General features: G+C 75.3%; 12 protein-coding genes and 1 tRNA gene. 7 read left to right on the top strand and 6 right to left on the bottom strand.

The window, feature by feature from the left end; all coding sequences use genetic code 11:
* Positions 1 to 2: 2 nt before the first annotated feature.
* The 4 genes from AAEM63_RS17080 to AAEM63_RS17065 form a co-directional block, all read right to left on the bottom strand.
* Entirely contained in the window at positions 3 to 1244 is a 1242-nt protein-coding gene (locus AAEM63_RS17080; protein ID WP_341359418.1) for a DUF4032 domain-containing protein, read from the bottom strand.
* A 146-nt stretch (positions 1245 to 1390) separates the two neighbouring features.
* Positions 1391 to 2518 (bottom strand): sn-glycerol-3-phosphate ABC transporter ATP-binding protein UgpC, encoded by a 1128-nt coding sequence (gene ugpC / locus AAEM63_RS17075; protein WP_341359417.1) that lies wholly within the window; start codon positions 2516 to 2518, stop codon positions 1391 to 1393.
* Between the two features lie 135 nt (positions 2519 to 2653).
* Positions 2654 to 3583, bottom strand: a complete 930-nt coding sequence (otsB, locus tag AAEM63_RS17070) for a trehalose-phosphatase (protein WP_341359416.1) — start codon at positions 3581 to 3583, stop codon at positions 2654 to 2656.
* On the bottom strand, positions 3580 to 5007 hold the full coding sequence (locus tag AAEM63_RS17065) for a trehalose-6-phosphate synthase (protein ID WP_123915128.1): 1428 nt from the start codon (positions 5005 to 5007) through the stop codon (positions 3580 to 3582). Before AAEM63_RS17065 ends, otsB begins: the two co-directional genes overlap by 4 nt.
* Positions 5008 to 5170: 163 nt before the next feature.
* On the opposite strand from AAEM63_RS17065, the gene AAEM63_RS17060 reads away from it, so the two are divergent.
* The 3 genes from AAEM63_RS17060 to AAEM63_RS17050 all read left to right on the top strand — a co-directional run bounded on the left by AAEM63_RS17060 (position 5171) and on the right by AAEM63_RS17050 (position 8036).
* Positions 5171 to 6925, top strand: coding sequence for a protein kinase (locus AAEM63_RS17060; protein WP_341359415.1), 1755 nt, complete (start codon positions 5171 to 5173; stop codon positions 6923 to 6925).
* Positions 6926 to 7089: 164 nt separating this feature from the next.
* Positions 7090 to 7899, top strand: coding sequence for a thioredoxin domain-containing protein (locus AAEM63_RS17055; RefSeq protein ID WP_341359414.1), 810 nt, complete (start codon positions 7090 to 7092; stop codon positions 7897 to 7899).
* 61 nt (positions 7900 to 7960) lie between these two features.
* Positions 7961 to 8036, top strand: a tRNA-Thr gene (locus AAEM63_RS17050).
* Positions 8037 to 8124: 88 nt separating this feature from the next.
* On the opposite strand, the gene AAEM63_RS17045 is transcribed toward AAEM63_RS17050, so the two are convergent.
* The gene (locus tag AAEM63_RS17045; protein WP_341359413.1) at positions 8125 to 8388 is read right to left on the bottom strand and encodes a hypothetical protein; all 264 of its coding nucleotides are present in this window, start codon (positions 8386 to 8388) and stop codon (positions 8125 to 8127) included.
* Positions 8389 to 8498: 110 nt separating this feature from the next.
* Positions 8499 to 9167: a uracil-DNA glycosylase gene (locus AAEM63_RS17040; RefSeq protein ID WP_341359412.1), complete on the bottom strand. Its 669-nt coding sequence runs from the start codon at positions 9165 to 9167 to the stop codon at positions 8499 to 8501.
* A gap of 66 nt (positions 9168 to 9233) precedes the next feature.
* Between AAEM63_RS17040 and AAEM63_RS17035 the strand changes: the two genes are divergently transcribed.
* From AAEM63_RS17035 to AAEM63_RS17020, 4 genes are all read left to right on the top strand, one after another.
* Positions 9234 to 11549 (top strand): beta-galactosidase, encoded by a 2316-nt coding sequence (locus AAEM63_RS17035; protein WP_341359411.1) that lies wholly within the window; start codon positions 9234 to 9236, stop codon positions 11547 to 11549.
* Positions 11550 to 11665: 116 nt separating this feature from the next.
* Entirely contained in the window at positions 11666 to 11947 is a 282-nt protein-coding gene (locus AAEM63_RS17030; RefSeq protein WP_341359410.1) for a DUF3263 domain-containing protein, read from the top strand.
* A gap of 120 nt (positions 11948 to 12067) precedes the next feature.
* Positions 12068 to 12715: a LytR C-terminal domain-containing protein gene (locus AAEM63_RS17025; RefSeq protein WP_341359409.1), complete on the top strand. Its 648-nt coding sequence runs from the start codon at positions 12068 to 12070 to the stop codon at positions 12713 to 12715.
* Positions 12716 to 12720: 5 nt separating this feature from the next.
* Positions 12721 to 14211, top strand: a complete 1491-nt coding sequence (locus tag AAEM63_RS17020; RefSeq protein WP_341359408.1) for an NAD(P)/FAD-dependent oxidoreductase — start codon at positions 12721 to 12723, stop codon at positions 14209 to 14211.
* Positions 14212 to 14214: the final 3 nt, after the last annotated feature.

The following is a 14214-nucleotide window of genomic DNA, read 5'->3' as shown; positions in this document are numbered from 1 at the left end:
TCCTACTCCGTGGCCTCGTCGGCGATGCCGCCGTGGTGGAGGAACGAGCGCTCGTCGGGGCGGTGGCGCAGCACCGTCTCGACGTAGTCCTGCACGGCCTCGGCGGTCGGCACGTCACGCCGCTCGCGCTGGGACATGAACCAGCGGTGCTCGAGCAGCTCGTGGAAGATCTCGGCGGGCTCGAGCTTGCGTCGCAGCTCGCGGGGCACGGCGCGCACGGTGGGCTCGAACACCTCGGCGAGCCAGTCGTGGGCGACGACGACGGCGTCGTCGTTCTGCCGGTCGGTCAGCGCCCGGTAGGACTCGAGGTCGTTGAGCATGCGCCGGGCCTGGTTCTCCTGAACGTCCAGGCCCGTGAGCCGCATGATCTGACGGTGGTAGTGACCGGCGTCGACGACCTTGGGCTGGATCGAGACCGTGGTGCCGTCGATGTCGGTGGTGATGGTCAGCTCGCCCACGTCGAAGCCGAGGTCGTTGAGGCGGTTGATCCGGCGGGTCACGCGCCAGCGGTCGCCGGACTCGAAGGACTCCTTGCGGGTCAGCTCGGCCCACAGCGACTCGTAGCGCTCGACGATCTGGTTGCCCACGGCGATGGTGTCGACGTCCTCGTCGAGGACCTCGCCGGCCTGGAGGTCCATGAGCTCGCCGATGATGTTGGTCCGGGCGAGGTCGAGGTCGTAGGCGCGCTGCCCCGGGGTGAGCGTGGGGTGGAGCTCGCCCGTCTCGGCGTCGACGAGGTAGGCGGCGAACGCACCGGCGTCACGGCGGAAGAGGGTGTTCGAGAGCGAGACGTCGCCCCAGTAGAAGCCCAGCAGGTGCATGCGCACGAGGAGGACGGAGAGGGCGTCGATGAGCCGGTCCGCCGTCTCGGGACGCATGTACTGGCTGAAGAGCGCGCGGTAGGGCAGCGAGTACTGCAGGTGCTCGGTGACCAGGGCGGAGTTGAGATCCTCCCCGCTGTGGTCGCGCCGTCCGGTGATGACCGCGAGGGGCTGGACGGAGGGGGCACCGAGGCGGCCCAGCGCCCGGAGCTGCTCGTACTCGTGGTAGGCGACCGTCTCACCGATCTCCTTGACGGCGATGATCCGTCCGCCGAGCTTGACGAACCGCACCACGTGACGCGAGAGGCCCCGGGGGAGTGCGGCGAGGACCTCGCCGGGCCACTCCTCGAGCGGGACGTCCCAGGGCAGGTCGAGCAGCGCGGGCTCCACCGAGGCGGCGGTGATCTGGAGCTCCTGGGCCATGCGGCCATCCTCCCAGGTGGTCCGGTCGTCGCGCGGGGTGCGGGCGCGACGGTGGTGTGACGTGCCCGACACGAACGCACGGGGCGGGTCCTGCTGGACCCGCCCCGTGCGGGGTTCGAACGACGTGCGGCCCTACGGGCCGGACGTCACTGCGGCAGGCGCTTGCCCGTCGCGGAGGAGAACACGTGCTGCTCGCCCTCACGGATGCTCACGTGGATCGTCTCGCCCTTGGCCGGGACGTCCCGGGGGTCGATGCGGACGATGATCTGGCTGGAGTCCTCGCCCGAGCCCAGGTGCTCCTTGAGCTCCTTGGACCCGGCGAGCTCGCCGTAGACGAACGCGTCGGAACCGAGGTGCTCGACGATGTTGACCGTGACCGGGATGGTGCCCTGGCCCGCGGCCGACGCCCGGTCGAGGGACTCGGGCCGGAACCCGAGGACGACCTTGCCGTTGTCCTCGGAGGTGAGGGCGTCGAGCGTGGTGCGGGTCAGCGGGACGTTGGCCTCGCCGAGGACGGCGTGGCCGTTCTCGATGTGGAAGTCACCCAGGTTCATCGCCGGGGAGCCGATGAAGCCCGCGACGAAGACGTTCGCCGGGGTGTCGTACATCTGCGCCGGGGTGCCGACCTGCTGCAGGACGCCGTCCTTGAGCACCGCGATGCGGTCGCCCATGGTCAGGGCCTCGGTCTGGTCGTGGGTGACGTAGACCGTCGTGACGCCCAGGCGGCGCTGGAGCGAGGCGATCTGCGTACGGGTCTGGACGCGGAGCTTGGCGTCGAGGTTCGACAGCGGCTCGTCCATGAGGAACACGCGCGGCTGGCGGACGATCGCGCGGCCCATCGCCACACGCTGACGCTGGCCGCCGGAGAGCGCCTTGGGCTTGCGCTGGAGGTACTCGGTGAGGTCGAGGATCTTCGCCGCCTCCTTGACGCGGGTCTCGATCTCGGCCTTGGGGGTGCCGGCGATCTTCAGGGCGAAGCCCATGTTGTCCGCGACGGACATGTGCGGGTACAGCGCGTAGTTCTGGAACACCATGGCGATGTCCCGGTCCTTGGGCTGGACGTCGGTGACGTCACGGTCACCGATGAAGATGCGGCCGGCGTTGACGTCCTCGAGGCCGGCGAGCATGCGCAGCGACGTGGACTTGCCGCAGCCGGAGGGCCCGACGAGGACGAGGAACTCGCCGTCGGCGATCTCCAGGTCGAGGGCGTCCACCGCGGGGCGCTCGCCGCCGGGGTAGATGCGGGTGGCTTTGTCGAAGGTGACTGAGGCCATGGTGATGTACATCCCTTCACCGGCAGGTACGTGCCGGACGATCCGTTGTGGAGGGTGCCGAGAGCGTGTCCGCACTGACACAGCGGGCGGCCCCCGGGAAGGGGCCGTCGCTGGGGTCATCCTTGCACAGGTTTGTTACGAACGCGTGACGGAGGTCTCTTGACGCAGCTCCACCAGGCGGACGAGGACGGCGGAGAACTCCTCCGGGTCGGCCACTCGCCAGCCGGCCAGGGTCTCGCCGTCACCGACCTTGATCCCGACGTCGTCGCCGGTCAGGACGGCGAAGGCGTCCTCGTCGGTGGTGTCGTCCCCGGCGTACAGCACGGCGTCCGCGCCGACGTCGGAGCGCAGCGTGGTCACGGCGTCACCCTTGGTCACCGCGAGGACGGCCATCTCGACGACCTCCTTGCCCACGACGACGTGGACGCCGTCGCGGGCGGCCGGCCCGGCCAGGACCCGCCGGGTGAGCTCGGCGCCGGCCTCCGGGGCGGCGGGGCGGGTGTGCAGGACGACGGCGGCGGGCTTGGCCTGGACCCAGGCGCCCTCCACCGCGGCGGCCAGCTCCTCGGTCTCGCGCAACAGCTCGGCGCGCAGCGCGGCCTGCTCCTCGCTCAGGCTCAGGGCCTCGGCGTCCACCCCGCGGCGCCCGTCCGGGGTGAGCGTGACCCGGCCGAGCTCGGCGCCGTGGCTGCCGATGACCCGGGTGCCGTCGGGGACGTCGGCGAGCGTGGCGAGGTCCGCGGCGTTGCGGCCGGAGACGAGGACGACGTCGACGCCGTCGAGGACGGCGAGGTCGGCCAGCGCCCGCGCGGAGACCGGCAGGATCCGCGACGCCGTCGGGTCGAGGACGATCGGGGCGAGCACGCCGTCGAAGTCCAGGGCCACGAGGAGCCGGCCGGCGCCGGCGAGGTCGCGCAGCGCGGCGTCGAGCCCCTCCTCGAGGTGGGCGGTGAACAGCGGCGCGTCCACGCCCGGGCCCGGCACGCCGGCGTCGTCGGGGGCGCGCTCACCGTGGGGGACGTCGCGGTCCGGGCGGTCGGGGGTGGGGGCGGGCTCGGTGGTCACTGGGTCTCCGTGGGGGCGGTCATGGCGAGGTAGCCGAGGAAGTCGTCGGCCCACCGCTGGACGTCGTGCTCGAGCACGCGCCGGCGCAGGCTGCGCATGCGGCGGCGGCCCTCGCGGGGGTCCATGCCGATGGCGCGCATGACGGTGGCCTTGGTGCCGTCGATGTCGTGCGGGTTGATGAGCAGGGCCTGGGCGAGCTCGTCGGCGGCGCCGGTGAACTCGCTGAGGACCAGCGCCCCGCCGAGGTCCGAGCGGGCCGCGACGTACTCCTTGGCGACGAGGTTCATGCCGTCGCGCAGGGAGGTGACGAGCATGACGTCGGCGGCCCGGTACAGGGCGGCCATCTCCTCCATCGGGTAGGAGTGGTGGAGGTAGTGCACGGCGGCGCGCCCCAGGGTGCCGAAGTCGCCGTTGATGCGCCCGACCGTCACCTCGACCTCGTCGCGCAGCTGGCGATACTGCTCCACCCGCTCCCGGGACGGGCTGGCCACCTGGACCATGGCCGCCTCGGGCACCCGCAGCTGCCCGTCCTCGAGGAGCTCGCCGAAGGCCTTGAGCCGGTGGCGGATCCCCTTGGTGTAGTCGAGCCGGTCCACACCCAGGAGCAGGACCTCCGGGCTGCCGAGGTTCCTGCGGATCTCCTCGGCGCGGGCGAGCACCTCGGGCGTGCGCGCGAGCTCGTCGAAGGAGGCGGCGTCGATGGAGATCGGGAAGGCCTGGGCCCGCACCTGGCGGTCCGGGCGCGACCAGCGGCCGGGGATGGTCACCTGCGGGCCGCGGACCTGCAGGTCGGTGAGCCGGCGGACGGCGCGGAGGAAGTTCGAGGCGTCGCCCGGCCGCTGGAAGCCCACGAGGTCGGCCCCGAGGAGGCCCTCGACCACCTGGCGCCGCCAGGGCAGCTGGGCGAAGATCTCGACCGGCGGGAACGGGATGTGGTTGAAGAACCCGATCTTGACGTCCGGGCGCAGCAGCCGCAGCACCGACGGGACGAGCTGGAGCTGGTAGTCGTGCACCCACACCGTCCCGCCCGGGGCGGCGGCCTCGGCCGCGGCGGCGGCGAAGCGCCGGTTGATCGAGACGTACGCGTTCCACCAGTTGCGGTGGTACTCCGGCGCCACGATGACGTCGTGGTAGAGCGGCCAGAGGGTGGCGTTGGAGAAGCCCTCGTAGTACTCGGCGACCTCACGCTCGCTCAGCGGCACCGGCCACAGGCGCATGCCCTCGGCGTCGAACGGCTCGTGCGTGAAGTCCGGCTGGCCCGACCAGCCCACCCAGGCGCCGTCGTTCTTGCGCATGATCGGCGCCAGGGCCGTGACGAGACCGCCCGGCGAGCGCTCGGTGCGCAGCCCACCGTCCGGCTCGACGGTGATGTCCACGGGCAGTCGGTTCGCGACGACGACGAACTCATGCTCTCCGGCCGGCATTGGTGACTCACAGCTCCCTGGTCGACTTCCGACCCACCGTATCCGTGCCCGTGGTGACGTGCCCGGTGGGGCGAGGGCCCGTGCCGCGCGCGGCCGGGCGCAGCGGGTGCCCGGCCGGCCGGTGACGGACCGGCCGCACGGGCCGGCTGGGTACGTTGGACCCATGACGGCGCAGGCCTCCGGGCGCACGGTGGGCGGCTACCGGCTCGTGCGCACGCTCGGCGCCGGCGGGATGGGCACCGTCCACGAGGCCGTGGACGGCGAGGGCCGGCACGTGGCGATCAAGCTCCTGCACCCCCACATCGGCGCCGACCCGCAGGCGCGCCGGCGACTGGCGCGTGAGGTCGCCCTCCTCCACCGGGTGCGGGACGCCGGGGTGGCGAGGGTCCTGGACGCCGAGGTGGAGGACGCCGAGGCGTTCGTCGTCACCGAGCTCGTCGAGGGGCCCACCCTCGAGGAGGACGTCGCGCACGACGGCCCCTTCGACGCCGAGGAGCTCTCGGTCCTCGCGCACGGCCTGGCCGACGCCCTGCGCTCGATCCACGCGGTCGGGGTGGTCCACCGCGACCTCAAGCCGGGCAACGTCATGATGAGCGACACCGGGCCGGTCGTCATCGACTTCGGCATCGCGCAGGTCGCCGACGACGCCCGCCTCACCCAGACCGGGATGGTGACGGGCACCCCGGGCTACCTCGACCCCGAGATCATCGCCGGTGCGGAGCCCGGGCCCGGGTGCGACTGGTGGGGGTGGGCGGCGGTGCTGGTCTTCGCCGCGACGGGCCGGCCCCCCTTCGGCCGGGGCCCGACCGACGCCGTGCTCGCCCGGGTCGCCACCGGTCAGGTGGACACCGCCGGGCTGCCCGACGGCACCGCCCGCGCCCTCACGGCGGCCCTCGCCGCGCGGCCCGCGGACCGGCTCGGCCCCGACGACGTCCTGGCCGCCCTCGACGGGCGGGGGTCGACCGCGCTGACCCGCGTCCTGGCCGCGCCGCGGAGCGGCCACGACGATCCGCGGAGCGGTCCGGGCGACGCCGCCCCCGGTGACCCCGAGGCGTGGCGCACCCGGACGCTGCCGGACGCCGCCGGGTCCGGGCCGGCCACCCGCGCCCTGCCCCGCGCCGCGGAGCCGGCGACCGCGCCCGTGTACCCCCCGGGCATCTCGCCGGCGCCGCGACGGGAGGACGGGCCGGGCCGGCCCGCCGAGCAGCAGGCCTGGCGGGGGGCCGCGCCTGAGCCGCAGGTCCGGCCGGGCCCGGTCGGCCCCGGCGCGCCCCCGGCTCACCAGCGGTGGGCGCCGCCGGAGGGCGGCACCTGGACCCCGGAGGGCCCGCCCGCCGTTCCCCGGTGGGCCGTGCCGCCGCGGCGGCGCAGCCTGCTCGTCGGCGTCGTCGGGCTGGGCGTGGCCGCCATCGCGACCTCCTACCCCGGTGTCTTCGTCCTCGTCGCGGCCGTCGCGCTCGTCCTCTCCGCCACCGCCGGATGGGCCGGGCGCTCGCGCCGCACCGCCCGGCTGCGCCGCGGCCCGCGGCCCGGCGACGACGCCCGGATGCTCGCCGGGGTGCCCTGGCACCTCCTGCGCGGGCTCCTCTCCGTCGTGCCCGGCCTCGTGCTCGGCCTCCTCGCCGGCGCCGCCGCCTGGTGGGTCGGGATCTCGGTGGGGGACCCGCGCCTCACCGCGCCGGTGGTCCTGTGGGGCGCGGCGGCCGCGGCCCTGGGCGTGGCCTGGCTCACGCCGACGACCCTGCCCGCGCGCGAGGGCGCCCGCGCGGCCGTCGACGTGCTCACACCGACGGCCGGCTTCCGGGCGCTGCTGGCCGTGCTGGTCCTCGTCGTCGTCGCGGCGGTCGTGGCGGTGGTGCTGCTCGCGCCGCCGTCGCCGAGCTGGGCGCCGCTGCCGGAGCCCCCCTGGCCCCTGTGACCACCCGACCACCACCGCCCGACCACCACCGCCCGACCACCACCGCCCGACCACCACCGGTCCCGCACGAGCGGGGCGCTGCGCGCCCTACCCTTGTCAGGTGCGCCGTCGCCGTCGCCGTCACCGTCGCCGTCGCCGCACCGGACCCAGGGACAGGAAGAGTCATGCCGAGCAACCCCAACCCCACCAAGGCCGAGCGTCGCGAGGCCGCCCGCGAGCAGGCCAAGCAGCTGCGCGAGGCGCAGGCCCGGCGTGACCGCCGCAACCGGAACATCCTCATCGGCGGTGTCATCGCCCTCATGGTGGTCGTCGCCATCGCCCTCTACGTGATCATCAGCCAGGGCTCGAAGCCCGTCGCCGAGAACGTGGAGACCGTGCCGGCCAACGTCTCGGTGGAGGACGGCGGCATCTCGCTCGGCTCGGACCTCGTCGCCGGCACGGCCAACGAGGGTGCCCCGGTGCTCGACGTCTACCTCGACTACACCTGCAGCTTCTGCGCGATGTTCGAGGAGATCAACGCCGGTGACGTCGAGGAGATGGTGACCGCCGGCGACGCGACGGTCGTGTTCCACCCCGTGGCGATCCTCGACCGGACCGGGGAGTTCTCGGGCTACTCGGGCCGGTCCGCCCAGGCGGCGGCCGTCGTCGCGGACGCGGCTCCCGAGGCCTTCGCCGACTTCCACGCCGCCCTGTTCGCGCTGTGGGCCGAGGCCGTCGACGCCGGGGCGAGCGAGTCCGGTGGCGGCGTCGAGCCCACCGACGAGGACATCGCCGCGGCGGCCGTCGAGTCCGGTGTCCCCCAGGACGTGGCCGACTCCATCGCCGAGGGCCGCTTCACCGAGTGGGTCTCGGCGACCACCGAGCAGTTCAGCCGGGACGGGTTCACCGGGACCCCGACCGTGCTGGTCGACGGCGAGGTCTTCCAGGAGTGGAACACGCCCGGCGCCCTCGTCGAGGCGGTCACCGGGGAGTGACGGCACGGGGGTGGCCGGCTCGGCCCGGGCCTGCCGCTCGTGGCAGACTGCTGCCCGCCCCGCCGCCTTAGCTCAGCTGGTAGAGCACCCGCCTTGTAAGCGGACGGTCGTCGGTTCGATTCCGACAGGCGGCTCCACAGCAGGCCGGACGACCGGAGACCCGGGCCGTCCGTCCGACGGTCCGGGAGAGCCGCCCGTGGAGCGGCGGACGTCAGGAGGAGCCGGTCAGATGATCGAGCCCGAGTCCTGGCCGGAGTCGCCGTGGACGAACTCGTCCTCGTCGTCCGGACCGGCTCCCACGAGCTCGGAGTCCCGTCCGTAGCTCTCGGCGTCGGTGCGGGGGGCGCCTGCGGCACGACCGCCCTTGAGGAGGTCACGGACCGGGTGGTCGCCGTGCTCCTCGGGCCGCACGAGACCGCGGTGCACGAGGGCGTCGTTGACCAGCTCCGGGCGCCACCCGGGCTCGCGCGTCGTCTCCGGGGTTCCCATGGTCTCCTCCTCGAGGGGGCCGGCCCGACGGTCGGTGTGACCCCCCGGTACTCATGATGCCCCGCGACCCCGCGAGCGTGCGACACGACCGCGCGTGGCGGGCACCGCGGTCAGCCGGCGAGCGACCAGTCCACCGGCTCGGCCCCGAGCTCCGCGAGCAGCGCGTTGGCCCTCGAGAACGGCCGGGAGCCGAAGAAGCCGCGGGAGGCGGACAGCGGGCTCGGGTGCGCCGACTCCACGACCGGGGTGTCGCCGAGGACCGGCTTGAGCGTGGCGGCGTCGCGGCCCCACAGGATCGCCACGAGCGGGGTGCCCCGGGCCACGAGCGCCCGGATGGCGTGCTCGGTCACCTCCTCCCAGCCGCGCCCCCGGTGCGAGGCGGGCGTGCCCGGGCGCACGGTGAGGACACGGTTGAGCAGCATGACGCCGTGCCTCGCCCAGGGGGTGAGGTCGCCGTCGTCGGGAGCGGGAACCCCCAGGTCGTCGTGGAGCTCGCGGTAGATGTTCCGCAGCGAGCGGGGGACCGGCCGCACGTGCGGCTGGACGGAGAACGACAGCCCCATGGGGTGCCCCGGGGTGGGGTAGGGGTCCTGGCCGACGACGAGGACGCGCACGTCCGCCATGGGGTAGGTGAAGGCCCGCAGGACGTCCGGCCCCGCGGGCAGGTAGCCGTGACCGGCCGCGAGCTCGCCGCGGAGGAACTCGCCCAGGGCGTGGATGCGCGGCTCGACCGGGGAGAGGGCGTCGGCCCACGCCGGGTCGACGGGGAGGGGGCTCATCGCGACGAGGCTACCGGCGCTCCGGTGTGGTGGGATGTCCCCCGGCAGCGGTGGGAGGGGTCCGGCGTGCGTGACGACGACGTCCTGGTGGTCCGGCACGAGGGCTGGCAGGGTCCGCCCGTCGTCCCCGCGATGGCCGGTGCCCCCGACGCCGACCCCCGCCTGACGGTGACGGCCCGCGGCCTGGCCCGCGACGGCGTCGGCTGGGTGCCCGTCTCGGGCGAGATCCACTACTCACGGGTCCCGCGCGCGCGGTGGCGCGAGCGCCTGCTCCTCATGCGGGCCGGCGGGGTCGACGTCGTCTCCACCTACCTCATCTGGATCCACCACCAGGGCGACCCGGGCCCGCCGCGCTTCGACGGGGACCTCGACGTCGCCGCGTTCGTCCGCCTCTGCCACGAGCTCGGCCTCGCCGTCGTCCTGCGCATCGGCCCGTGGTGCCACGGCGAGGTGCGCAACGGCGGGTTCCCCGACTGGGTGCAGGACGCGCCGGTGCGGCACCGGACCGACGACGCCGGCTACCTCGCCCTCGTCCGGCCCTGGTTCGAGGCGCTGGGCGAGCAGCTCGCCGCGCTGTGCGCCCCCGGCGGTCCCGTGCTCGCCGTGCAGGTGGAGAACGAGCTCTACGACCAGCCGGACCACCTCCTCACGCTGAAGTCCATGGCCCGCTCGGTCGGCCTGCGCGCCCCCCTGTGGACCGCGACGGCGTGGGGCGGCGCGCTGCTGCCGCCCGAGGAGGTCCTCCCGCTCTGGTCCGGCTACGGCGACGGCTTCTGGGTCGACGCCCACGCACCCTGGGACCCCACGTTCCGGTCGCACTACCTCGTCTCGCACGAGTGGGACGACCCCGGGGTCGGCGCCGACGTCCGGGGCGTCGCCGCGGAGGAGGTGAGTCCCCGGAAGCTGGACGAGTCGTTCCCGCCGGCGACGTGCGAGCTCGGCGGCGGCATGGCCACCACCTACCACCGCCGCCCCGTCCCGACGGGGGCCGACATCGCCGCGGTCGCCAACACCAAGATCGCGGCGGGATCGGCGTGGCAGGGGTACTACATGTACGCGGGCGGGACGAACCCCGCCGGCCCGGCGGTCCAGGAGTCCCACGCGACCGGCTACCCCAACGACCTGCCCCGGCTCGACTACGACTTCCACGCCGCGATCGGCTCCGCCGGCCTCCTCGGGCCCAGCCACGCGCCGCTGCGCCGCCAGCACGCGTTCCTCCGGGCCTTCGGCCCGCAGCTGGTGGGCATGCGCTCGAGCCTGCCCGACGTCCTCCCGAAGGGCGTCGAGGACTCACGGACCCTGCGGTGGGCGGTGCGCGGGGACGGGACGAGCGGCTTCGTCGTGATCAGCTGGCACCAGCCCCACGTGCCGCTGCCCGACCTGCACGGGGTCGTCCTCGCCCTCGACCTGCCCGGTGGCCGGTTGCGCGTCGGCCCGTTCGACGTCCCGGCCGGGACGCTCGCCCGCTGGCCGTTCGGGCTGGACGTGGGCGGGATCCGTGTGGGCTGGGCGACCGCGTCCGCCCTGACGCTGGCCGACCCGTCGACGCTCGTGCTCGTCGCCGAGCGCGGCGTCGACGTCGACGTGTGCCTCGACCCGGCCGCGGTGGTCTCCGGCGCGCTCGCGGAGCGGGCGCCCGGGGTCCACCGGGCGCGCCCGGGCGGGACCCTCGAGGTCGAGCTGGACGGTGCACGGGCGCGCGTGGTGGTCGTCGCGGCCGAGGACGCCGACGACGTGTGGGTCCTGCAGGCCGACGCGCGGCCGCTCGTGACGCTGTGCGCGGACCCGGTGTGGGTCGAGGGCGGCGACGTCGTCGTCCGCGCGGCGGTCGAGCCCCGTGTCCGCGTCCTCGGCGAGGGCTGGGAGTCCCTGCCCGTGCGGTGCGAGGGGCAGCCGCGCCCGCCGCGGGAGGTACGGGTGGTTCTCGAGCGCAGGCCCGGCGAGGTGCCGCCCGGTTACGGCCGGTCGCAGGGCCGGGCCTCGGCGCCGGCGCAGGAGAGGCTCACCGACCTCGCGGCGCGCTACCGGCTCACCGACGTGGGGACGGCGTCGCGCGGGGAGGACCGGCGCGTCCTCCGGCTGGTGTGGGCGGGTGACGTCGCGCAGCTCATCGTCGACGACGACGTCGTCGCCGACCGCTTCTGGGACGGCTCGCCGTGGGACGTCGACCTCGACGTGCTGCCGGGCGCCGAGCGTGACCGGGTGAGCGTGCGGATCCTGCCGCTGCACCCGGGCGCGGAGGTCTGGCTGCCTGCCGAGGCGCTCGACCGGCGCCGGTCGGTCGCGGGCGCGCTGGAGGCGCTCGACGCGGCAACGCTCACCCGGACCTCGTGGTGGCGGGCCGCGGTCCCGGCGCGACGGGGGGTGCCGGCCGGCCGGTGACCGGTCGACGCGCCGACGCGACGCGCTGAGGAATGACATGCGTGTCGTTCGCTGCTCTAGCATGGCCACGGTGGTCGGCGCGGCCGGCCCGAGAGGTCCCAGCGAGGAGGAACGCCGTGACGGCAGCCCGGGCGAACGAGGTCACCGACGCCCTCAGCGAGACCGAGCAGGAGATCCTCGCCTTCGAGCGGCAGTGGTGGAAGTACGCCGGCGCCAAGGAGACGGCGATCCGCGACCTGTTCGACATGACTGCCACCCGCTACTACCAGGTGCTCAACCAGCTCCTGGACTCCGAGGCCGCTCTCGCGGCCGACCCGATGCTCGTCAAGCGGCTGCGCCGCATGCGCTCGGCCCGCCAGCGCGAGCGTTCCGCCCGGCGGCTCGGCTCGGGGCTGTAGCCCCACCCGCGCGCCTGCCCGGCCACTGCCCGTGCGCTCCGCCCCCTGTCCGGCACAGGCCGTGCGCCGCCGCGGCGGGGGATGCGCGGGCGCGTCCACCGAGCAGATAACCTCACCTGCGTGAGCACGCACCACGAGGACCACGAGGACGAGTTCGACGTCGCCGGCCGCGACCGCGCCCCCGAGGGCGTCCACCGCAGCCCGCGTCCGCTCTGGCGCGCGCTGCTGCCCGTGGTCGCCGTCATCGTCCTGGCCCCGCTGCTGGCGTGGGGTGCGATCTCCCTGCTCGGCGGGGGCGATGACCCCGCCGCGGCACCGACCGCGGCGGCGACGGCCACCGCCGCGGCCACCGAGGGCGGCACCGACACCGCGACCGAGGGTGCGACCGAGGGCGGCACGGCCACCGCCGAGCCCACCGACGCCGCGAGCGAGGCGCCGACGGAGGGCGCCACCACCCAGACCCCGGAGGAGACCGAGCCCGCCGCGAACGTCGAGCTCGGCACCCCGATCGCCGTACTCAACGGCGCCGGCGTGGGCGGACTGGCCGGCGAGGTCGTCGGCCGGCTCGCCGCGGAGGGCTTCACCGGCGGCGTGGCCGACAACTACGCCTCGGCGACCCCCGCCACGACGACCCTGTACTACAACAACGCCGGCCTGCAGGCCACCGCCGAGGAGGTGGCCTCCGTCCTGGGCATCACCAACCTCGTGGAGTCCGCGAGCGCCACCCAGGCCATCGCCATCGTCCTGCGCGCGGACTTCACCGGCTGAGCACCGTGACGGCCCGGCGGGAGGTGCGCGACGCCGTCGTCGTGGGCGCTGGGCCCAACGGCCTGGCCGCGGCCGTCACGCTTGCGCGGGCGGGCCTGGACGTGCTCGTCCTCGAGGGGCAGCCGACGGCCGGGGGCGGCTCGCGCACCGTCGACCTCGGCCTCGCCCCGGGGATCGTGCACGACCTGTGCTCGGCGGTGCACCCCCTCGCCCTGGCGAGCCCGTTCCTGCGGGCGTTCGACCTCGGCGCCCGCGGCGTCGAGCTCGTCGTCCCCGAGGTGTCCTACGCCCAGCCGCTGATCGGCCGGCCCGCGGCGCTGGCCTACCGCTCCCTCGAGCGCACCGCCGAGGAGCTCGGCGCCGACGGAGAGGCGTGGCGAGGCCTCCTCGGGCCGCTCGTGCGCGGGCGTGAGGCGGTCGTGGACCTGGCGCTGGGCGACCACCGATCGGTGCCGCCGTCGCTGCTGACCCCCGCCGGTGCGCGCGCCGCGGTCGCGTTCGCCGCGGGCGTCGTCGAGCAGGGCGGCCCCTGGTGGGGGGCCCGATTCCGGGATGAGGTGGCGCCCGCGCTGCTCACCGGCGTCGCCGCGCACGCCATCACCGCGCTGCCGTCCCTCGCCGGCGCCGGCACCGCGCTCATGCTCGCCGCCCTCGCCCACGACCCCGGGTGGCCCGTCCCGGCCGCGGGGAGCCAGGCCATCGCCGACGCCCTGCTGGCCGACCTGCGTGCCCACGGCGGCGAGGTCCGCACCGGCGAGCCGGTCCGGACGTGGCGGACGCTGCCCCGGGCGCGGGCCTACCTCTTCGACACCTCTCCGGCGACGCTCGCCGCCGTGTGGGGCGCCCGGATGCGCCCGTCCGCGCGGCGCGGCTTCGGGCGGTTCCGCTACGGCGACGCCGCCGCGAAGGTCGACTTCGTCCTCTCCGGCCCCGTGCCGTGGTCCGACGAGCGGGTGGGCGCGGCCGGCACGGTCCACGTCGGCGGCACCCGCGCCGAGATGGTCGCCGCCGAGCGCGACGTCGCCGCCGGGCGGCTGCCGGCCCGGCCCATGATGCTCGTCTCCGACCCCACCGTCGTGGCCCGCTCGCGCGGCGCCGGGGGGCTGCGGCCGCTGTGGACGTACGCGCACGTCCCGGCGGGTTCGGCCGCCGACGTCACCGAGCTGGTGACGGCGCAGCTCGAGCGGTTCGCGCCGGGCTTCCGCGACGTCGTCGTCGCCGCGCACGTCATCCCCGCGGCGCGCATGCCGGAGCACGACGAGGCGTTCGTGGGCGGGGACATCGCCTCCGGCGCGGTGACGATGCGGCGGATGGCCCTCGGCGCCCGGGTGGCGTGGAACCCCTACGACGGCGGGGTCCCCGGGGTGTACCTCGCGTCGCAGTCGACCGTCCCGGGCCCCGGCGTGCACGGCATGGCGGGCTGGTACGCCGCCCGTCGGGCGCTCGCCGAACGGTTCGGGCAGCGCGACGCGCCCGACCTCGGCCCGCGCGACTGAGCG

The organism is Georgenia sp. M64, assembly GCF_038049925.1.
Taxonomy (GTDB): Bacteria; Actinomycetota; Actinomycetes; order Actinomycetales; family Actinomycetaceae; genus Georgenia.
Note: the sequence above shows the minus strand (reverse complement) of the source record. Positions and strands in the feature narration are given on the sequence as shown.